A 19236-nucleotide genomic window follows, 5' to 3' on the forward strand; every position below is an offset into this window, starting at 1 on the left:
GATTACAGTCAGAGAATATTAAAAATAATATAAGATAAAAAAGTGACCAGTAGACTTTTGGATAAAAATGTCTGTAAGAATCGACACAGTGTTGGTAATTTGTTCACCCTATATTATCGGCAGGTTGTTTAACAACCTAAACAAAGATATATAATAATTTATTTATCAAACACTTAGCTTAAAATAAGCAGCTGGCATATATTTGGCTTTAAAAAAAATAAGACTGATTTTCAACCAGCCATATAGTGAGTAAATGTGTGAAACGGACAACTCTCATTTGTTTAGTTACGATGATAACGACCATCACATCGTTTTCAACGCAGGCTGATGAACGTTCGAATGACTGGAAAGCAACGGCTAATGACGCCTGGATTGATGGCAAAGTAGAAGCTACCTTGTTGTTCAACGGTCAACTTAACACATTTGACATTAATACTGATGTGAATAATGGCAAAGTCATTCTGACGGGAAAAGTCGGTAGCGAAGTCGATAAGCGCCTTGCCACAGAATTGGCCGAGTCTATTGATGGCGTTAGTGAAGTCGATAACCGTTTGTCGGTGGTAACGCCGCAGGATTATGAAGGTAAGTGGGATACATTTACTAATGATATGAAGGACGCCAAGATAGCGACCGTAATAAAGACCCGGTTGTTATTAGAATCGGAACTCTCTGGAACAGATATCGACGTTGATGTCAGCCAGGGTGTAGTAAGGTTAAGTGGTAAAGTGAGAAACCCAAGCGAACGGGATCTGGCTATTGCCATTGCTAAGAACACTGCTGACGTAAGCGACGTCAAAAGTGAACTGTCAACTGACAGTTAATCTCCCCTCCGGGCCGACCCCGGCCCAATTATACCTCTGATTTCTCCCGCCAAATGGCGGGAGCTTTTTTTAACAGCCCGATGATTACACTGAGCATGATACAATACTGTGTTCTCACAGAATGCCCCCTTTTTGTAGTAGTTGAATGACCTATCTGATTTTATTTTGTGCTTTGCTTGCCACAGCGGTAGGCCAGAGCGTTTTTCTGACTGTATTGCCATCTTTAGGACGTGAAGCGGGACTGACAGAATGGCAGGTAGCCGTAATGATGTCATCTTCAGCCTTCGTGTTCGCCATAGGTGCGAACTGCTGGAGCCGGGTGACGGGAAAATATGGTCATAAGCGATTACTCATGGTCGGCCTGTCAGGCTATACCATTGGCACATTCATTTTTGCCTCTTTGTGGTGGGCGGGTCTGACAGGCATATTGGGCGGCACCCTGTTATTTGTCATCCTGTTACTGGCCCGTAGCATGCAATCGACTGTGATGTCGGCGACGCCACCCTCGGCAGTAGGATATGTGGTTACCATGAGCGAGCAACGTCACCGCGCATCCGCCATCAGTAAAGTTACCTCAGCAAATAATCTTGGGCAGGTATTAGGCCCGCCTTTAGCAGGTGTTTTGGTGACATTTGGTTTACTCACGCCGCTTTACGGTATTCTCGTGCTCACGATTATCGCACTGATTCTGGTGTGGCGAAAACTGCCTGCCTTTGACTCGCAAGTCAAACCACAAACCGGTACCTCATCACCCGATGCAGGGCCCGTCTCGACTTCTGTGAGGCTATTTATTATTGGTTGCGTCTGTTTGTTTTTGTGCATGGCTATGATGCAGCAAAGCCTTGCTTTTTTTCTGATGGACGAAAACGGCGCAGATACGGTTTACGCTGCACAATTAACCGGCTCTGCGATGATGGTAAGCGCAATATTTTCTCTGGTCATTCAATTTGGCATTGTTCAGCGTCACCTGATGCGACCGGAAACCCTCATATGCCTGGCTGTACCGCTGTTAGCAATCGCCTACCTAATCATTGCCGCGCATCATCATACAGCGTTACTTTATCTGGCTATGGGATTATTGGGGCTGGGCATGGGAGCGGCTTATCCATCACTTGCGGCGCTTGCCACGATGCGTTGTCTGCCTGAACGTCAAAGCCGTGTTACCGGCATGATCACGGCAACGCCAGCCATGGGCTATATTGTCGGGCCTCCGTTATCAGCCCTGGCATATCATGTTGATCACCGCTACCCGTTTGCTCTGGCTGGCATCATTATGCTTATCATTGCGGTATTATTGATAATCAAAATAAAGTCTGAAGGCTGATGTCTGTAATGCAAGAGTTCGCGCAACGCCCAACCCCGCCATCTCTTCTTTCACACTTTAGCTAACATCTTTATAGAAAAAAGAGAAGAACCAGCGCCGGGCGAGCTTCATGTCAAAAGCAACCTGACTTTTCGCACCGTTGCGAACAGCGTTTTTCGCCTGCTCGTAGACATGCGTTTTCTTCGAATACTCACGGGGAGAGCTTATATTGTAGCGATAAGCAAACTGCTGATGGAGACCGTCATCCTCATACTCATAAACAGGCATAGATAACGTACATTTATTATTCTTTTCGAGGTAGGTGATACTATCGACATCCAAAGTGCCAGCAAGGTCGAGCAATGCTTCGCTTTTAGGTGAATCGGGCGCAATAACCAATCTGTTGGCGTTACTTTCTTCGCCAATTTCGCACGCCACTGCGGCAATCATAGAAAACGTTGCCTGATTTTCTTCAAAGTGAGTTTGCATATCTTCATAGCTGGGCCGCTGCGAGCAACCGGTAATGAGCAAAGATAAGCAAATACAGAATAAAAACCTAACCATAAATTGAACGCTTGCCTGGACACTGTTGACCTGTCTATAACTGTCTACAATACCAATACCGGTTATATTTGTAAAAACCGACACATCGATGCGCCGGCTTTTTTAAATAGCGGAATTCAGGATAGCTGGTCGAATCCAACAGGCCTTGAGAAATACCAGCCTTGAAAAAACCTGACGCCCAGCTTTTCCAGTGCGCGATACTCTTCAATGGTTTCAATACCTTCGGCCACAACTTCGCAATTAAAACTATTAGCAAAAGCCAGTAACCCTGTCACCAGTGCCTGTCGCTTTTTATCCTGATGAATATTGCTGGCAAGACTCAGATCCAGCTTTATGACATCCGGCTCGATCTCCAAAATATGTTTTAAGCTGGCAAACCCTGCCCCCACATCATCAATACAGATTTTAAAGCCTTTATCACTGAGCGGTTTAAGAAAAGTACGGAATTCTTCGTAATTTGTGATGCGAACGTGTTCTGTTAATTCTATACGAAGCTGCTCACTATCCACCTCACTTAATAAGTTTGGCAACAGTCCGCTTTCCATCATCCGCGGACTGACGTTTATCGCCACCTTCAGGCCCAGCCCGCTGGCATTAGCTTGTTTAAGGCGCTGTGCCACCTTATTAACAATTGCGCTTTCTACTTCCAGTCCTAACTCAACCAGGTCAGCATCGTGTAACCATTCGTTAGGTGGTCGGTAAGGTTCTGTATTGAAGCGGGCCAACACTTCATAATACTCATAATGCTGGCTTTGCTGGCCGTATATTGGCTGAAAAACCACATCAATCTGACCATTATCAATCACTGACCGGACTTGTCTGCGAATGGCGTCCTGCTTCTTCTTACTATTGAAGCTTCTCCCCAGCACCTGGCCGATATAAGCAGCGATAATATGCAGCAGTTCCACGTCACGCTCATCCAAAGAGTCATTCGATGACTTGTCATAGCAGCAAAGTGTGCCGTATATCTCGCCGTCACCAACAGGGATTGGCACCCCGATGTAAGATCCAATGTTGAGCTGCGTCGTTACCGGCATCTTGTTAGTAATCGGATCGATACTGGTATCACTGATGATATTGTTAAGCTGCCCCTCCACAATTTTGAAGCAAAAAGATTCTTCGAGCGGATCGGAGGCGCCCGATTCTAATTCACACCATTGGGCGGCATTTTCGCCTTTCCTCACCAATTCAACGAGTCGATCGGTTTCTGTAAAGCGTGAGGTGAACGCCACATCCATATTCAGATATCGACGAATCGCTTCAAGAAGCATTGATAAGTCAGCGACACTTCCCACTCTGGCAGGATCGCCACCTGCCAGAAACGCTTCAAAACTTTGCTGCGGCATAGAACATTCTCTACTATCCTGGTACTACTATTCAGCCCGAAAGGGGCAATCCTTATAAACCTGCTGCGAACTTTACAAGCTTCCAACTCGTCCAATATCTGAGGGTCAGAAAAAGCGCCGGGCTATTTCACCTGTTGGCCTGACAACTTTCTGTTACCGCACGGTTTCTTGAATTAACTTTAACTTATTGTAGCGGTATGCTGTTGATTTCGCATGAACGTCACATCATATCAGGTGTACTATTTACACCTCAAAGCTAATCATCCTGAATGGAAAACAACATGGCGTAAAGCAGGATTGATTAATACCAGATTTGCTATTCAGGTAAGGTATAAGGGTAAATACTTATATATGAATATTCAGAGCGAACCAGCATATTTGTATTGCTATAGTTTTTTCATCGCTTCGGTATCCCATCTCTAGCCGTGGCGATAACCATGTGTATTCCAATTTATTGACCGAGGTCCTCCAAGCCTCGGTTTTTTTATGCCTGTCATTCAGGTACCCGCCTCACATTGGATGTGCTCAATAAGCGACACTTGTATCTGGTGTGGTGCGTTGAAAAAACCTTAATTTCCGCCTCGCTGTGTTACAGGCCACTTACCTCCATGATTTAAAAGGTTTTATCACAAGCAGAGGATGTGGTGCGTTTTTGGCATGACTGAATTATCAGCATATGGTGGAAGGCGGGCCTCACTAAGAATGTAAAGGTGCCTTTCGCGATGATGCTATCTATTCGTATTTAACGTTAAGGAAGCGTTGGCCCGTTATGATACTAACGATTCGACCAGAGCAGCCTGCAGACATTTCGCCTATACGCGAGATAGTCAAACAGGCATTTCACCACGCGGAGTACACCAATCAGCGCGAACACGCCATTGTGGATGCACTGCGTGAAACTAATGAGTTATATCTGTCCCGGGTAGCAGAAAGAGACGGCCAGATGATTGGTCATATTGCTGTTTGTCGTGTTCAAATTTCCCACGGACACAAAGGCTGGTTCGGGATTGGACCTGTTTCTGTGATACCAGAATATCAGGGTAAGGGCGGTGGCTCCCGGTTAATTCAAAGCACGCTTGATCAACTTGAAGAAAGTGGCGCTAAAGGATGCGTTTTGGTTGGCGATCCTGCCTATTACACGCGTTTCGGGTTTGAGCAGGTTAACTCTTTGACGTTTTCAGGTATTCCTCAGGGATATTTTCTGGCACGATCTTTCAGCAAAAGTTTTCCAAAAGGTGAGGTGTCGTACCCCGCTGCTTTTGGCAGTTCTGATAAAGCGGTTTGAACTATAAAAGATGCGTTCCCTGGCATCTTTTATTTAATACTAGCGACGTAGAGCAACTTTGCGGATAGGTTTCTTGGGTTGACCAGGTATCATGAAAGAGGGAGGAGCGACGGGTTTCTCTTTTTGTTCTGACTCCAGATAATCACTGACGTAATTTACCCCAGCCAGATTGTGGCAGGCATCTTTTGGTATCGCACCAAGATGGGGGTTGTGTCGGTTAAACCAGCCAATCATTTGTTCGGTATCACCATCTGACATAGCATAAAGTAAATGGTACATACGGATAAATGCGATCTGAATTTCACTTTCATCAGAGGTGCTCTCAAAGCCTACCAGTGATGTTTCTTTTAACGCATTTTCGCTTACGCCCAACAACTGCGCAGCTTCCAGGGTGGTTAAACGTAATTCTTCATATGCCCAGGTAAACGCCTTCATTACTACAGCGGGTGGATTATTTGCCATTCTCATGACCGTACTCCTTCTGTTGCTGGTAACTCACTATGCCCGAATAACATTGTGCTGTTTCACTGTGCAATTTCTAATCCACAATGAACAGCCAATGGCACTTTACCATGCCGTTACCTGTGTAACGGCACGCGTGCACTTCAGCCTCTGTTTATATCAGGCAGCAAGAATGCGAGATAATTCAGCAAATGTTGCAGGTTTTGCAATATCCACTTTCAGGTTCAGCAATTCAGCGATATCCCGTGCGCAGATAAGCCCGCGTATTTCATGGTTTTTCTGGTCGGTAACCAGACAATGCTGTTGTCCGGATGCCCGCAATGTTTCCAGAACATCTTTTACCTTTGCCCGCTGAATTTCCTCAAAGGCGACACTGTGTAGCGTATTTCTTGGTTGCATACAGTCAGCCGCGACAATGTCTTCGCGTCGTGTGCCTTCTGCCACTATTTGCAACAACCTTGCTTCGCTGACGTCATCGCGGGTAATCAGGCCGCAAAACCGCTCATTGCTGTCTGTAACCAGTGCCGCATTGACATGAGACTGCTTTAACAAGGGCAGTAGACTAACTGCAGGTGTTGCTGCGCTCAGTCGGTAAGGCGCATGCTCGGCAAAGTCGGCCATAACATCGCGAGCGGGTGAATTAGGCGATATCTGATCATTTGCATGTGGCCATGCCAGTGTGTCTGAAGGTTCAGTTTTAAACAGGGATAAAGTATGCATAGGAAAATCCTCATATATTTCATTTAATAGCTTTTTTTTCGTTGGCATGTCGCCAGGTGCAATTAAATGAAATGAGGCGGAGCGCGTATGGGCGGCGTTATGCGTAGGGTTTGCGCCGCAGCAACCACACTGCTGTCTGAAACAGCAAAAGACTGTTGCGATAAAGCCAGTGAAAACGATGATAGTAAGCCATCACTATCAGACTCTTCCTCCTGATGGCTCTTTTCTTTCAGAAGTTCATCAAAACAACTGTCAGCAGAAGCAACGCGCTGAAGATCCAGACGACTGTCAGACAGACCCTGACCACTGCCCTCAATGGGCAATAGTAGTAGTAAGCTAACAACCAGTATCCAGTGTTTCATTCTACGCTATCGATGCAGGATTTGTGTTCATAATTATGAGTATAAGGTCGATGATGCATTTTTCAGCAGCCGCTGGTCTGAATAAATGTTCTGTTAATCGCGTCGATCCCTGTTTACTAAAAAGACAGGGGCACAGTTACTGCCCCTTACAGCGGTAACACCATTAGTGCAGTTTAAATTTGGGTCTTACGATATTGCTGACTTTGCGGCTAAGCAACGTCATCAGGCCTTTTAGCCGTCCATGTACTGTAAACTGATGATTGTTATACAGCGACACGTACACCAGTTTCGCCAGTCTTCCCTCAATAAACATACTACTGTTGGAAAGCGCGCCCATCAGGCTGCCTACGGTGCTGTAACGACTTAAATGCACCAGCGACCCGTAATCTTTATACGTAAAAGTTTCCAGCGACTTATTTTTGAACATATTAATAATGTTTTTACCTGCTGTGCTGGCCATTTGGTGGGCAGACTGCGCGCGAGGCGGCACCCAGGAGCCATCCTCCTGTTCAAAACCAGCACAATCTCCGATGACAAGAATGTACTCATCAACGGTGCTCTGCAGGTATTTGTTTACCAGAATCTGATTGGCTTTATTGGTTTCGAAAACATCCATCTCGACCAGAAAATCAGGCGCCTTTACCCCTGCCGACCACACCATCAGATCCGCTTTTATGAGCTCATTGTCGCTGGTGATAAAGCCTTCTTCCGTTGCTTCAGATACCATGGTGCCTTCACGCAGGGTAATACCCAGTTTTGTCAGCGCCTGTTTAGCAGAGCCGGCGATTTTTTCTGGCAATGCCGGAAGAATACGTTGACCAGCCTCAATAATAGTGACATTCAGACGCTCTGATGACATTTCCGGCATACCGTAAGCTTTCGCGAGGTTAGCAATATGGTGAAGCTGGGCAGCAAGCTCAGTGCCTGTTGCACCCGCTCCGACGATCCCCACCTGAAGTGTGGTCTTATCCACTTCTGACTGGTTGATACGTAATAGCTGATTCAATAGTGCCCTGTGAAATTGCTCTGCCTGATCCAATGAGTCCAGCGTGAAACAGAAATCTTTCACGCCCGGCGTTCCAAAGTCATTGCAAACACTGCCCATCGCCAGTACAAGATAATCATAACTAATATGACGCTCTGGCAATATTTCGTGTCCTTTTTCATCTTTGAGAGTGTTTAACACAATCTGCTTATCATTGCGGTTTATATGGGTAAGTTCACCCAGCTCAAAGCGGTAGTGATGCTTTACCGCGTGCATGCGATAATCGACACCATCTGAGCTTTTATCAATCACGCCTGCAGCGACTTCATGCAGTAACGGCTTCCACACGTGGGTCCGTGAGCGGTCGACCAGAATTATTTCCGCTTTTTCTGATTTACCTAATGATTTGCTAAGCCGGGTAACCAGCTCCAGTCCGCCGGCGCCGCCGCCAACAACAACTATCCGTTTCATAATCAAACCTGTTTGTAATCGTTCCAGCCATATACACTCAATGAATATGTATGGCTGGGGCGACACTCAGGTTAACCGTCGCTGTCAGTCCTTGTTGTATGTACGGCAAGATACATTGATCAGTCTCTTTGATTCTTCTTTATATTGACCTAAAACGCAGTCCGGCGCGAATAAACCCTTATCAAATTGAAAATACAGATAATTTAAAGAATTTCACTGGTCGGGATCATTGCTTAGCGCACCAACGATCCTCTCAGATTTATTCCGTTCAGGCCCTTCGTTTCAAAAAAGGCCAGACACTTGCATCGGGCGGCAGCAAAGCTTGTAAACCAAAGGACATCGAATTGTGGATACGTTAATTCCCAGTCTGTCACAACTGATTGAGTTCTCCGTCGCGCCTGTTTTTTTGTTAACGGGTATCGCCGGATTTTTAAGTGTTATGTCCGGACGGTTAGGAAGAATCTCTGATCGTGTCAGAATTGCAGAACGGCAAATTCAAACACTGGCAGATCCACAGCTTGTGGAACGCTCAAAACAGGAAATTATCGTGTTGTGGAGCAGAGTGAGAGCCGCTAACTGGGCCATCGGGTTTTGCGTGGCATCCGGGCTGATGATTTGTCTGGTAATTGGTCTGTTATTCGCCGGCTCCCTGCTGATAATCGACTTAAAAATGCCGATTATTGTGTTGTTTGTGCTGGCTATGCTGTTGCTGATATGCGCGTTGGTTCTGTTTCTTGTGGAAGTGAGACTGGCTACACATTCTATCAATATTGTCAGAACCATTCATAAACCTGACCGCAAACGGCCAGGCACCTCATTCTGACACTGGCAAGGCGCCTGACTTGTAGTCAGGTGCTCTGCCTGCATTGTCAGTCTGCTTAATCAGGACGCGGCATAATACGTTTGCCCGATTCATCAATGGTAAAGTAGTCTCCCGTACCACCACCGCGTAATACCGGCTGCCCGGCAACGGTTTGATAAACGCCGTCTTTTATCATCGTTTTATTAATATGCACCGCGACGACTTCTCCGAACACCATCCAGGTATCAACATCATGCTGCGCTTTGTCTTTTAACCGGACAATTTGCGTTTTTTTACATTCCATTATTACCGGGCTATCGGCAACATGCGGCACGGCCACGCATCGGGACGACGCTTTTTTGAGGTTACCTACATCAAATTCATCCACATTTTGGTCTACCGAAGCACTGGTCTGATTCATCTTTTCCATTAATGGTTCACTTACCAGATTCCAGCAAAACTCTCCGGTTTGTTCGATATTTCTGACAGAGTCCTTATACCCGACACTGGCAAACCCGATAATCGGCGGTACATAGTTAAAAGCATTGAAAAAGCTGTATGGTGCCAGATTCACCTGACCCGCATCATCCTGACTGGCGATCCAGCCTATTGGACGAGGGGCGATAATGGCATTGAAAGGGTCATGGGCCAAACCATGACCCTTGATGGGCTCATAATAATGATAGTTATCGGACATTGGATCCTCATTAAAGTTAACGTCATTATGCTTAGGTACGCGCTAATGTCTCCGTACGGATTGCTAAGAGGCCGTTTTCACTATTCTTTTCGCTATATTTCGCGTATTTATTTGGCTGGCAAAATGAACCTCGGTTACTGATTTTGGTATAAATGGATTATTAGATCGCCCAGGGAAAGAAAATGAAAGCATGGTATATCGGGCTGTTGAGCCTTTTATTGATAATGCCGGCACAGGCACAAAAAGAAAATGAAGCAAATGCTTACGAGCAGCTTAAATATGATGCTCAGCTAACGGGCATGCCCTATCCTTTTGAAGTCAGCGAGTTTGCGCTGAGCTCACAGGGAAGCGATCTGACCATGGCCTATATGTATCTTCCGCCTAAAGATGATTTTCCGGTGGTAACGCTATTTCATGGCAAAAATTTTAACGGTGCTTATTGGCAGAAAACGGCCAGCTGGCTGCACGATCAGGGTTACGGCGTGTTGATGCCAGATCAGATCGGTTTCGGCAAGTCATCCAAGCCGACCGATTATCAATATAGCTTTGCAGCGCTGGCCAATAACACCAAAGCGCTGATGGAAAAATTAAACATTAACAAGACCGTGGTAGTCGGTCATTCTATGGGAGGCATGCTGGCTACCCGTTTTTCTCTGATGTTTGGTAAAACCGCCCAGCGTCTCGTACTGGTTAACCCTATCGGATTAGAAAATTATCTGGTGTACGAAGAGTATCGCGATGTAAACAACTTTTATCGTAGTGAACTTAAGAAAATGCCGGAAGACATTATCAGCTATCAGAAAAAGAACTATTACGATGGGCGCTGGAATGACCGCTTTGCCGAACACGCAGAGTTTCTGATTGGCTGGGTTCAGGGCCCGGACTGGCCAATACTGGCAAAAGTCAGTGCCCTGACCTACGACATGCTGTTGACCCAGCCAGTGATTGAGGACCTTAAATATCTTGATATGCCGGTCACTCTGATTCTTGGTACACGTGACCGAACAGCGCCGGGCAGAGATCTTAAAAAACCGGGCGTGAGCCGGGAATTAGGTCGTTATGACAAACTGGGCGCAGAAGTAAAAGAAAGGAATCCGGAGATTACTGTTGTTGAACTAAAAGATCTGGGACATTTGCCGCACATTGAAGATTTCGACAGATTCAAATCGCCATTCTTAGAGGCGGTTGTGAGGAAGTCGCAAGGTAGCGACCCGGCTGATTCCTCATCCGAGAAATAATCGCATCAGGTGTTTATTTGTGCCCCAGCCTGCACTCGTGTTTAGTGTGGGCGTTTAACCTGTTTTTTAACCGGTTTTCTCACCACTGGAGACGTTCGGGTGCCCCTGGGACGATAATGGTAGCGTTTTGCCGCCTTTAATACCTGAGCTTCATCGCCTGACTCTACTGGCTCGCGTACCTGGGATTTGCTTAACGTATATCGAAAACACATAACTACCTCTGCCCATGGCATCAGCTTTCGCTGCTGTGGTGCGTAAGCTGATAAATCTACCGGTCCTGATTACACTTTGCGCATCGAGCAGACCGGTTAAACGCTCGATGTCGTCGGAGAGAACCTAGCTGACGTAAACTATTTTATTATCTAACGCTATTGACTATGCAGTACTTGTGCCACGGTAACTCGCATGGTGCTGGCTGGATTTTTCAGCCACTATAGTAGATGATAGTCTGATTTAAAGAATCAGACTGGAAATTTACATGCATTCCGGGCAAATTTTTTCTTCAAACTAAGCCTCAAAGGGTCATTTTATATGTATAAACTGGTACTTATCCGCCACGGCGAAAGCCAATGGAACCTTGAAAACCGATTCACTGGCTGGCATGACGTGAATCTGACAGACACCGGTATCGCACAGGCAACTAACGCTGGTAAGTTGTTAAAAGAGGCAGGATTTGAATTTGATCTGGCTTATACATCCGTGCTGCTTCGTGCTATCAAAACGTTGAACCTGGCCCTGGAAGAAATGGGTCAGCACTACTTGCCTGTTGAGCGCCACTGGCGTCTGAACGAGCGTCACTACGGGGCGCTGACGGGTTTGAACAAAGCAGAAACGGCTGAAAAACACGGTGATGAGCAGGTTAAAATGTGGCGTCGTAGTTTCGATGTGCCACCGCCGTCAGTGGACACCGACAGCGAACACTTCCCAGCCCACGATCGTCGCTACAGCAATGTCGACCCTGAGATTTTGCCGCGGGCGGAAAGTCTGAAACTAACCATTGAACGCGTTCTGCCGTATTGGCATGATGTCATTCGCCCAAGCATTCAGGATGGCAAGCGTATAATCATTGCTGCTCATGGGAACAGTTTACGTGCACTTGTGAAATATCTGGATGGCATGAGTGAAGAGGAAGTACTGGAGCTGAACATCCCTACTGGTGTACCACTGGTATATGAACTGGACAACGATATGAAGCCTATTTCCAAAGAGTATCTGGGCGATCCGGAAGAAATTAAGAAGATGGTAAACTCTGTCGCTAATCAGGGTAAATCAAACTAATAGTTTGATGAAGGATAATTAAAAAGCCGCGCATTAGCGCGGCTTTTTTTGTTTTGATAGTAAAATCTGCTTGCATCAAGGATAGTCCGTTTCCTTCCACATTTATGTCGAAATAAGCACCATTTTCTCATCTGATTCGTAATGGCTTAACAATGTTAATTGGAGGGTTACGATATGAAGATAGCAGTGGTGTTTCACAGTGGTTATGGCCACACAAAACGTTTGGCCAATGCATTTTTCGAAGAGCTGGAGCAGCACGACGCTGCCCAAAATACGTTAATTGAAATCGACGAGAATGGGGATATCACCGACGGCCAATGGTCTGTGCTGGATGATGCTGATGCCATCATTTTCGGCTCACCCACTTATATGGGCATGGCATCCTGGCAATTTAAGAAATTTGCTGACCAATCCAGCAAAAGATGGTTTGAAGATAAATGGCGCAACAAGGTGGCAGGCGGCTTCACCAACTCAGGCTCGATGAATGGCGATAAGCATTCAACCCTACACTATTTTGTCACGCTGGCGGGTCAGCATGGCATGATGTGGGCAAATATGGGCATGAAGCCTGCCAATACCAAAGATGCTGATCGTAACGACATCAACTACGTCGGTGCATTTATCGGGTTAATGGCCCAATCGCCGGCAGATGCCGATGCAGACGAAGCTCCTTGTCAGGGCGATTTGGATACCGCCAAAGCTTATGCCAAGCGCGTGCTTGAAGTGACGGAAAAATGGGTTAACTAAGTATTATGCCCGGTATGCTTTGTGCCGGGCATTCTCGTTCCAACCATCAGCTTTTGTTATACTCTCTCGCTCACCAGCACAGGAGTCAGCGCGGTATGGCCAAACAAAAACCCACTGTTGAAATAGTTAGTTATGGTATTTATAAACACTGGGATGCCAACTCTAAAGCCTTACCTAAAATTGACCGGTTTACTACCCAAATCCCCTGCGAACTGGATATAGAGTTTGGCTATATTGTTAATATCAAGCGGGCAAAAAACGCGAAACTCAGATACTGCATTTACCACCCGGATATCCCTGATGAAGACGGTACCCCCATGCCACCATTCGACGGCACAGAGTTCGTAGGTAATAACGACTGGGATTTTTATCTGGGCGATACGTTGTGGGAGCCTGTTGCCAATAAAACGGGTCCCTGGAGGATGACGCTGGAACTGGACGGTCGAATCGTCGCTGACAAGACATTTGAAGTAGAGGATGAAGCGCCCTATGAAGGCGCCTCATTCTGGAAACGGGGAAAACTCCGTCCCCGCGGCTATTAAGCAAACCAGTGGCGGGTACGGTTTGCAAACCAGACCAGCGATAACATCACCGGCACCTCCACCAGCACACCCACCACGGTTGCCAGCGCGGCGCCTGAATGCAGCCCAAACAGTGAAATGGCCACAGCAACGGCCAGTTCAAAGAAGTTTGATGTGCCTATCATGCAAGCGGGAGCTGCCACATTGTGCGGTAACTTCAGGCGTTTCGCCAGATAGTATGCAATAGCAAAGATTCCGTACGTCTGTATCAATAGCGGTATCGCAATAAGTACTATGCTCTGCGGCTTTTCAATTATCGTATTCGCCTGAAAACTGAAAAGCAGTATTAATGTCGCCAGTAATCCTACAATGGAAAGCGGCTTTAACTTATCAACCAGCGAAATAACTGTCTGCTCTCCGCGTTTTAGCAGAAGAGTACGGGTAATAAATCCTGCCACTAGCGGTAATATCACGTAAAGCAGCACAGATAAGAGCAACGTATCCCATGGCACTGTGATATCTGATACGCCCAATAAAAGACCGGCCAGAGGCGCAAACGCAAAAATCATAATGACATCGTTTACCGACACCTGAACCAGGGTGTAGTTAGCATCCCCCCGGGTCAGATGGCTCCATACGAACACCATCGCCGTACAAGGCGCCACACCCAGTAAAATCATACCGGCGATATACTCACTGGCGGTTTGCGGGTCGACCCACTGGGCAAACAACCCTTTAAAAAACAGCCACCCCAGCAATGCCATGGTAAACGGCTTGACCAACCAGTTTATTATCAGAGTCAGCATCAGCCCTTTTGGCTTTTTGCCCACATCCTTAAGCGCGGCAAAATCGACCTGAATCATGATGGGGTAAATCATTAGCCAGATAAGCACTGCCACCACCAGATTGACATGGGCAACCTCAAACTGTGAGACTGCGGCGAAAAAATCGGGAGCCACAGTGCCTGCCACCACGCCAATTACAATACAAAGAGCTACCCACAACGACAAATAGCGCTCGAAAAAACCCATTTACAGCTCCTTTTACTGCGCGCCTAATTTATTCAGGGCCACACGTAATGCATCCCCTTCCAAATCCGCCCGGGCAATCGCTATTAAATCGCGGGCGCGCGTTTCAATTTCACTGATCACATCTTCAAACGCACGTTTTTTCTGTTCATCAGAACCGGTGACCTTTGATGGATCGGGCAGCCCCCAGTGCACTTTGAGTGCGCGGGAAAAGTACATCGGGCATGTCTCGCCCGCTGCAGCGTCACACACGGTAATAACAACACGGGGCTGAAACTGCTCAAAGTCATCCCACGACTGACTTTTCAAACCCTTTGTCGGGTAACCGGCTTCATCCAGGAACTTTAATGTTAACGGGTGCACCTCTCCGGCAGGCTCACTGCCCGCGCTTTTAGCGACGATCTCACCATCGGCGATTTTGTTTACAATGGCTTCGCTTAGCACACTTCGACAGCGGTTGTGTGTGCAGATAAATAGAATCTTCATGATGATGAATCCTGACAGTTAGTAGACATGGCATTTTTTAATCGACTATTCGCTTCTTTCACGTATTCCTGATTCGCGAATTCCGTTGTTTTTAAAACTGAAAAGGCCCACTCGGGCAAGGCATTGTTGAGCGCATAATACATCCATTTACCTCGCCGCTCGGCCTGAACAATATTGCATTTTCTAAGATATGCCAGATGGCGCGAGATTTTCGGCTGGCTGAGCGAGAGTGCGTCAATCAGATCGCACACGCATAGAGAAGTATGCGAGACCAGCAATAGCAAAATTTTCAGACGGGTGTCATCCGCCAGACATTTATAGAACAATAAGGGTGACATAGAACAAATACGAAAAACCAGATATATGGAATATCATATTTGTTATGCGCAGCACTGTCTACCTACAGTGTTAACCTTGGCTGTATGAAGTCTAAAAATGCACTGATGCGCGACGATACAGCGCTGTTTTTATAAAATACCGCATTGACCGATTCGCGGCGGTTAGGGCTGGCTATTTGCGCGGGCAGCACTTCTGTTAGACGGTGCTGGTTAATATCATCACGACACATAAAGTTGGACAGCAGCGCAATGCCCTGACCGTTTAAACACAGCCATCTACGCTAACTGAACAGTTACAGCTATTCCTATAAAAACGGCTGTTACTGGTTTTGCCTACTTCCGCGCTGTGCTATGGCGTCACATTCACAGCGTTCACCTATCTGACGCCTATTTTAAAGCGAGGAGACCGGCTTAGCCGCATCGGCGACCGCAATCATAGCGCTGATTTACGGTGTATCGGTTGCCAGCGGAAATATCCGAGCGGACAGCTGACTGATAAGCACGGTCCGATAACAGCGCTTTACGCCCAATGCAGTGGATGTGGCATCAGGGCTTAATATCGCTGCGTTTAATGTCGGCATTGCCATCGGCTCTGTCACTGGCGGCGCAATAGTTGAACAGCTGTCGTTATCAGATACCACCTGGATTGGTGCAATCATTACGTTCAGCGCGCTGCTGTTAACACGGATTTCCGGGTATCTTGATCAACGCGAAGCTGGCAGTTTCGTGCCAGCCAAAGCCTGAATCTAAAAAAGTATTTACGTTCAGGATAAATCGACCGGGCAATGTCGTCCGTTTAAGTAACAGATATCGTTAACACCAACACACAGCGGTACTGCGCTATGCACCGTGCCGCTGTCAGGAATTCTAATATGACTGTTACAACGAATAAGGCCTGGCATTTTGACCGGGCAGGACGCGCGCTTTATCAGGAAGACACGACACTGCCCGACCTTGCGTCGGACGAGATCCTTATTAAAAACAAAGCCAGTGGTATAAATCCGGTAGACTGGAAATTCATTGAAGATGACCCGCTAAACTGGCCCAAAGGACGCATTCCCGGTGTGGACGGTGCCGGCGAAGTGGTGGCAACAGGCGCCGGTATTGATGAAGCGATGATTGGTCAGCAGATCACCTACCACCAATCCTTGCAACATGATGGCAGTTTTGCAGCGTTCACCGTTGTTAAGGCCAACAGGGTGATGCAGTTGCCGAACAATATGTCGTTTGAGTTTGCGGCGGCTCTTCCCTGCCCCATGCTGACCGCATGGCAGGCAGTGAGCAAGCTGCCGCCAAGCCCGGGTGCAAAAGTCCTGGTAGCTGGTATGGGCGCGGTGAACAAGCTTACGGTTCAGTTTTTAAAGCGTGCCGATTACGAGGTGCACGCCTTATCAGGAAGTCTGGAAGAGAGTGAGGCGAATGCGCTGGGTATTACATCGGTCTTTCGCGATGCCGAAGATTTACCACAGCAATATTTTGCCGTGATTGATGCGGTAAGCGCCGACAACGCAACAAAGCTCGTATCGCGGCTTCAGGCGAACGGTCATATTGTGTGTATCCAGGGAAGAATTGAAAAACCTGTCGACCCGGCATTCACACGTACGATTTCTTACCATGAGGTAGCGCTTGGTGCGCTTCACCAGTATGGCGACGAAGCTGCCTGGACAGCGCTGATGAAAGATGGTGAGTCATTGCTTGAAGATATTCAGACAGGCCTTATAGTCGTGGATGACCCGGTCCTTTTCCCCTTCAGCGAAATGAATCATGCCCTCTCGCACAGCAAACAAACCAAGGAAAAAACGGTGCTGGACACTGACGGATAAGGGCGAATTTTTACACAGTATCTTCGGTAAATTATTCTGTTTACTGTGCCGTTATTGCAGTATGACTAACGGCACACCTCCGCGCTGAGCACGCCGTAGCCTGAAACTAAAGCAATTTCCCCTCACTTCATCAGTGGCACCACAATTGCTGAGCAAATCCACGCCGACCTGTGGCGTATTATTTGGAGAACAATCATGTCTGCGTTTGATGGACAACTCGGCGTTATCCCTGTTGAAAATGGTTATCAGTTTTCAGTATGGGCCCCCAATGCAAACGCTGTCGCTCTGACAGGCACATTTAATGACTGGGAAGACCAGCCGATGGAACCTGCTGAAGGCGGGATTTGGTGGTGCGTCAGCGACGCCGCCCGCAATGGTCATGAATATAAGTTTGTTATTGAAGACAGCGCAGGCAATAAGAGTCAGAAAAACGATCCCAGGGCCCGGCATCTGACCAACAGCGTCGGCAACAGTCTTATTTATGATGATGATTACCAGTGGCAGACCCGGGAATTTCAGCCACCTGCCCTTCATCAGCATGTTATTTACGAAATGCACATCGGCACCTTTGGTAAAAACGGTGATACCTTCGGCACATTCGACTCGGTTATCAGCCGTCTGGATGCATTGAAAAAGCTTGGTATTACAATGATTGAACTAATGCCAGTCAATGAATTTGCCGGCGACCAAAGCTGGGGATACAACCCGGCCTATCCCTTCGCGGTAGAAGAAGCCTATGGAGGACCGGACGGACTCAAACGCTTCATTGATGCTGCCCACCAGCGTGGTATCGGCGTGATTCTAGATGTGGTGTATAACCACCTTGGCCCCAGCGATCTGGATCTTTGGCAGTTTGATGGCTGGAGTGAAAATGATAAAGGCGGCATTTACTTCTACAATGACGAGCGCAGCAGTACACCGTGGGGTGACACCCGGCCGGATTACGGACGCGAGGAAGTACGTCGCTACTTTATCGATAATGCGCGCATGTGGTTAAGTGAATTCAGAGCTGATGGCCTGCGTATGGATATGGTGCCCTATATGCGCAGCGTATCAGGCATTGATGATGGCAGTGACGACATTCCTGAAGCCTACACCATGATTAAGCAAATCAACCAGATGGTCGCTGATGAGTTTGATAACAAAGTGACTATCGCCGAAGACCTGCACAGTCATCACTTTATTACCGACCCGCCGCCGGATGGCTGCGGCTACACCGCGCAATGGGATGCTGGCTTTGTGCACCCGATAAGGGAGGCACTTATCGCCACCGATGACAGCGCAATTGATGTTAATGCGGTAGTGACGGCTATCTCACATACTTACAGCCAACGCCCGTTTTCCAGAGTGGTCTACACGGAATCGCACGATGAAGTAGCCAACGGTCGCGCAAGGGTTGTAGAGGAAGTCGCACCCGGCAATGTCGATGATGATTTTTTTGCGCACAACAAAGCGGTGGTCGCAGCTGCCTTAGTGCTGACCTCATGCGGCATTCCGATGGTGTTTCAGGGGCAGGAGTTTAAGCAGCACGGCTGGTTTAGTGATGATCATGATATCGACTGGGAACGACGCGAACAGTTTGATGACATCGTTGCCGCATTTACCGCACTGATAAACCTGCGTACCAACGAAAATGGAAACAGCGCCGGATTAACCGGTGCATTTACCGAAATCGTACATCAGGATGATGAAAACAAAGTTGTGGGCTTTATGCGTACTGATGAGCATAACGCTCAACCGGTATGGGTATATATTTCTTTGGCTAACCGCGAACTGGACAATTATTCATTATCCGGTTTACCCGAGAAACCACAATGTCTGTTCGCCTGGCAACATCAGGATGTGACCGACACACTGGCTGTCGAAGAAGGTAGTACCACCTTGCTGCCCTATAGCATTTTGGTCTTCGGCCAGCAGTAAAAATCACTAATTTAATAATTTTTGTTGACCCTGGAGTTT

20 protein-coding genes and 2 pseudogenes are annotated in these 19236 nt (G+C 47.3%); 11 read left to right on the forward strand and 11 right to left on the reverse strand.

Annotation, left to right across the window (positions count from 1 at the left end; translation table 11 throughout):
- The first annotated feature begins 257 nt into the window (after positions 1-257).
- The gene (locus tag HHX48_RS07505; protein WP_397541070.1) at positions 258-821 is read left to right on the forward strand and encodes a BON domain-containing protein; all 564 of its coding nucleotides are present in this window, start codon (positions 258-260) and stop codon (positions 819-821) included.
- A 145-nt stretch (positions 822-966) separates the two neighbouring features.
- Complete coding sequence (locus tag HHX48_RS07510) at positions 967-2145, forward strand: MFS transporter (protein ID WP_191023776.1); 1179 nt, start codon at positions 967-969, stop codon at positions 2143-2145.
- Between the two features lie 57 nt (positions 2146-2202).
- Here HHX48_RS07510 and HHX48_RS07515 read toward each other — a convergent pair whose 3' ends face one another.
- Positions 2203-2613 carry a hypothetical protein gene (locus HHX48_RS07515; RefSeq protein WP_191023778.1) on the reverse strand — a complete coding sequence of 137 codons (411 nt, stop codon included), beginning with the start codon at positions 2611-2613 and terminating at the stop codon, positions 2203-2205.
- A gap of 191 nt (positions 2614-2804) precedes the next feature.
- Positions 2805-4034, reverse strand: a complete 1230-nt coding sequence (locus HHX48_RS07520) for a sensor domain-containing phosphodiesterase (protein ID WP_191023780.1) — start codon at positions 4032-4034, stop codon at positions 2805-2807.
- Between the two features lie 769 nt (positions 4035-4803).
- Between HHX48_RS07520 and HHX48_RS07525 the strand changes: the two genes are divergently transcribed.
- The gene (locus tag HHX48_RS07525) at positions 4804-5319 is read left to right on the forward strand and encodes a GNAT family N-acetyltransferase (RefSeq protein ID WP_191023782.1); all 516 of its coding nucleotides are present in this window, start codon (positions 4804-4806) and stop codon (positions 5317-5319) included.
- 39 nt (positions 5320-5358) lie between these two features.
- Here HHX48_RS07525 and HHX48_RS07530 read toward each other — a convergent pair whose 3' ends face one another.
- The 4 genes from HHX48_RS07530 to HHX48_RS07545 form a co-directional block, all read right to left on the reverse strand.
- Positions 5359-5787, reverse strand: coding sequence for an antitoxin Xre/MbcA/ParS toxin-binding domain-containing protein (locus tag HHX48_RS07530; protein WP_223858172.1), 429 nt, complete (start codon positions 5785-5787; stop codon positions 5359-5361).
- Between the two features lie 153 nt (positions 5788-5940).
- Positions 5941-6501 carry a CBS domain-containing protein gene (locus tag HHX48_RS07535; RefSeq protein ID WP_191023784.1) on the reverse strand — a complete coding sequence of 187 codons (561 nt, stop codon included), beginning with the start codon at positions 6499-6501 and terminating at the stop codon, positions 5941-5943.
- A 62-nt stretch (positions 6502-6563) separates the two neighbouring features.
- Positions 6564-6863 carry a hypothetical protein gene (locus HHX48_RS07540; protein ID WP_191023786.1) on the reverse strand — a complete coding sequence of 100 codons (300 nt, stop codon included), beginning with the start codon at positions 6861-6863 and terminating at the stop codon, positions 6564-6566.
- A gap of 163 nt (positions 6864-7026) precedes the next feature.
- The gene (locus tag HHX48_RS07545; RefSeq protein WP_191023788.1) at positions 7027-8319 is read right to left on the reverse strand and encodes an NAD(P)/FAD-dependent oxidoreductase; all 1293 of its coding nucleotides are present in this window, start codon (positions 8317-8319) and stop codon (positions 7027-7029) included.
- 346 nt (positions 8320-8665) lie between these two features.
- On the opposite strand from HHX48_RS07545, the gene HHX48_RS07550 reads away from it, so the two are divergent.
- Positions 8666-9142, forward strand: a complete 477-nt coding sequence (locus tag HHX48_RS07550; RefSeq protein ID WP_191023790.1) for a DUF2721 domain-containing protein — start codon at positions 8666-8668, stop codon at positions 9140-9142.
- A gap of 55 nt (positions 9143-9197) precedes the next feature.
- On the opposite strand, the gene HHX48_RS07555 is transcribed toward HHX48_RS07550, so the two are convergent.
- Positions 9198-9818, reverse strand: a complete 621-nt coding sequence (locus HHX48_RS07555) for a flavin reductase family protein (RefSeq protein WP_191023792.1) — start codon at positions 9816-9818, stop codon at positions 9198-9200.
- Between the two features lie 182 nt (positions 9819-10000).
- On the opposite strand from HHX48_RS07555, the gene HHX48_RS07560 reads away from it, so the two are divergent.
- The 4 genes from HHX48_RS07560 (at position 10001) to HHX48_RS07575 (ending at position 13623) form a co-directional block, all read left to right on the forward strand.
- A complete protein-coding gene (locus tag HHX48_RS07560) occupies positions 10001-11056 on the forward strand; it encodes an alpha/beta fold hydrolase (protein WP_191023794.1) in 1056 nt (351 codons plus the stop codon).
- Between the two features lie 531 nt (positions 11057-11587).
- On the forward strand, positions 11588-12334 hold the full coding sequence (gene gpmA, locus HHX48_RS07565) for a 2,3-diphosphoglycerate-dependent phosphoglycerate mutase (RefSeq protein WP_191023796.1): 747 nt from the start codon (positions 11588-11590) through the stop codon (positions 12332-12334).
- 174 nt (positions 12335-12508) lie between these two features.
- Positions 12509-13081, forward strand: a complete 573-nt coding sequence (locus tag HHX48_RS07570; protein ID WP_191023798.1) for a flavodoxin family protein — start codon at positions 12509-12511, stop codon at positions 13079-13081.
- 95 nt (positions 13082-13176) lie between these two features.
- Positions 13177-13623 (forward strand): DUF3859 domain-containing protein, encoded by a 447-nt coding sequence (locus HHX48_RS07575; protein ID WP_191023800.1) that lies wholly within the window; start codon positions 13177-13179, stop codon positions 13621-13623.
- Here HHX48_RS07575 and arsB read toward each other — a convergent pair.
- The 4 genes and pseudogenes from arsB to HHX48_RS07595 form a co-directional block, all read right to left on the reverse strand.
- The gene (gene arsB / locus HHX48_RS07580; protein WP_191023802.1) at positions 13620-14633 is read right to left on the reverse strand and encodes an ACR3 family arsenite efflux transporter; all 1014 of its coding nucleotides are present in this window, start codon (positions 14631-14633) and stop codon (positions 13620-13622) included. The two genes, HHX48_RS07575 and arsB, sit on opposite strands and share 4 nt — an antisense overlap.
- A gap of 12 nt (positions 14634-14645) precedes the next feature.
- Positions 14646-15116 carry an arsenate reductase ArsC gene (locus HHX48_RS07585; protein WP_191023804.1) on the reverse strand — a complete coding sequence of 157 codons (471 nt, stop codon included), beginning with the start codon at positions 15114-15116 and terminating at the stop codon, positions 14646-14648.
- Positions 15113-15454: a metalloregulator ArsR/SmtB family transcription factor gene (locus HHX48_RS07590; protein ID WP_191023806.1), complete on the reverse strand. Its 342-nt coding sequence runs from the start codon at positions 15452-15454 to the stop codon at positions 15113-15115. The genes HHX48_RS07585 and HHX48_RS07590 overlap by 4 nt, the downstream gene beginning before the upstream one ends.
- A 62-nt stretch (positions 15455-15516) precedes the next feature.
- Positions 15517-15732, reverse strand: a pseudogene (locus HHX48_RS07595) (LysR substrate-binding domain-containing protein); the annotation flags it as partial.
- Between HHX48_RS07595 and HHX48_RS19140 the strand changes: the two are divergent.
- From HHX48_RS19140 to HHX48_RS07610, 3 genes and pseudogenes are all read left to right on the forward strand, one after another.
- Positions 15727-16198, forward strand: a pseudogene (locus HHX48_RS19140) (MFS transporter); the annotation flags it as partial. The pseudogenes HHX48_RS07595 and HHX48_RS19140 sit on opposite strands and share 6 nt — an antisense overlap.
- A 128-nt stretch (positions 16199-16326) precedes the next feature.
- Entirely contained in the window at positions 16327-17277 is a 951-nt protein-coding gene (locus HHX48_RS07605; protein WP_191023812.1) for an alcohol dehydrogenase catalytic domain-containing protein, read from the forward strand.
- Positions 17278-17472: 195 nt separating this feature from the next.
- The gene (locus tag HHX48_RS07610; protein WP_191023814.1) at positions 17473-19197 is read left to right on the forward strand and encodes an alpha-amylase family glycosyl hydrolase; all 1725 of its coding nucleotides are present in this window, start codon (positions 17473-17475) and stop codon (positions 19195-19197) included.
- Positions 19198-19236: the final 39 nt, after the last annotated feature.

It is taken from the genome of Salinimonas profundi (assembly GCF_014750655.1).
GTDB lineage: Bacteria > Pseudomonadota > Gammaproteobacteria > Enterobacterales > Alteromonadaceae > Alteromonas > Alteromonas profundi_A.

Excerpts from the sequence above, each read along its gene's own strand:
- HHX48_RS07510 (WP_191023776.1), top strand. The coding sequence starts at position 967 with ATGACCTATCTGATTTTATTTTGTGCTTTGCTTGCCACAGCGGTAGGC.
- HHX48_RS07515 (WP_191023778.1), bottom strand. The coding sequence starts at position 2,613 with ATGCAAACTCACTTTGAAGAAAATCAGGCAACGTTTTCTATGATTGCC.
- HHX48_RS07520 (WP_191023780.1), bottom strand. The coding sequence starts at position 4,034 with ATGCCGCAGCAAAGTTTTGAAGCGTTTCTGGCAGGTGGCGATCCTGCC.
- HHX48_RS07525 (WP_191023782.1), top strand. The coding sequence starts at position 4,804 with ATGATACTAACGATTCGACCAGAGCAGCCTGCAGACATTTCGCCTATA.
- HHX48_RS07530 (WP_223858172.1), bottom strand. The coding sequence starts at position 5,787 with ATGAGAATGGCAAATAATCCACCCGCTGTAGTAATGAAGGCGTTTACC.
- HHX48_RS07535 (WP_191023784.1), bottom strand. The coding sequence starts at position 6,501 with ATGCATACTTTATCCCTGTTTAAAACTGAACCTTCAGACACACTGGCA.
- HHX48_RS07540 (WP_191023786.1), bottom strand. The coding sequence starts at position 6,863 with ATGAAACACTGGATACTGGTTGTTAGCTTACTACTACTATTGCCCATT.
- HHX48_RS07545 (WP_191023788.1), bottom strand. The coding sequence starts at position 8,319 with ATGAAACGGATAGTTGTTGTTGGCGGCGGCGCCGGCGGACTGGAGCTG.
- HHX48_RS07555 (WP_191023792.1), bottom strand. The coding sequence starts at position 9,818 with ATGTCCGATAACTATCATTATTATGAGCCCATCAAGGGTCATGGTTTG.
- HHX48_RS07560 (WP_191023794.1), top strand. The coding sequence starts at position 10,001 with ATGAAAGCATGGTATATCGGGCTGTTGAGCCTTTTATTGATAATGCCG.
- gpmA (WP_191023796.1), top strand. The coding sequence starts at position 11,588 with ATGTATAAACTGGTACTTATCCGCCACGGCGAAAGCCAATGGAACCTT.
- HHX48_RS07570 (WP_191023798.1), top strand. The coding sequence starts at position 12,509 with ATGAAGATAGCAGTGGTGTTTCACAGTGGTTATGGCCACACAAAACGT.
- HHX48_RS07575 (WP_191023800.1), top strand. The coding sequence starts at position 13,177 with ATGGCCAAACAAAAACCCACTGTTGAAATAGTTAGTTATGGTATTTAT.
- arsB (WP_191023802.1), bottom strand. The coding sequence starts at position 14,633 with ATGGGTTTTTTCGAGCGCTATTTGTCGTTGTGGGTAGCTCTTTGTATT.
- HHX48_RS07585 (WP_191023804.1), bottom strand. The coding sequence starts at position 15,116 with ATGAAGATTCTATTTATCTGCACACACAACCGCTGTCGAAGTGTGCTA.
- HHX48_RS07590 (WP_191023806.1), bottom strand. The coding sequence starts at position 15,454 with ATGTCACCCTTATTGTTCTATAAATGTCTGGCGGATGACACCCGTCTG.
- HHX48_RS07605 (WP_191023812.1), top strand. The coding sequence starts at position 16,327 with ATGACTGTTACAACGAATAAGGCCTGGCATTTTGACCGGGCAGGACGC.
- HHX48_RS07610 (WP_191023814.1), top strand. The coding sequence starts at position 17,473 with ATGTCTGCGTTTGATGGACAACTCGGCGTTATCCCTGTTGAAAATGGT.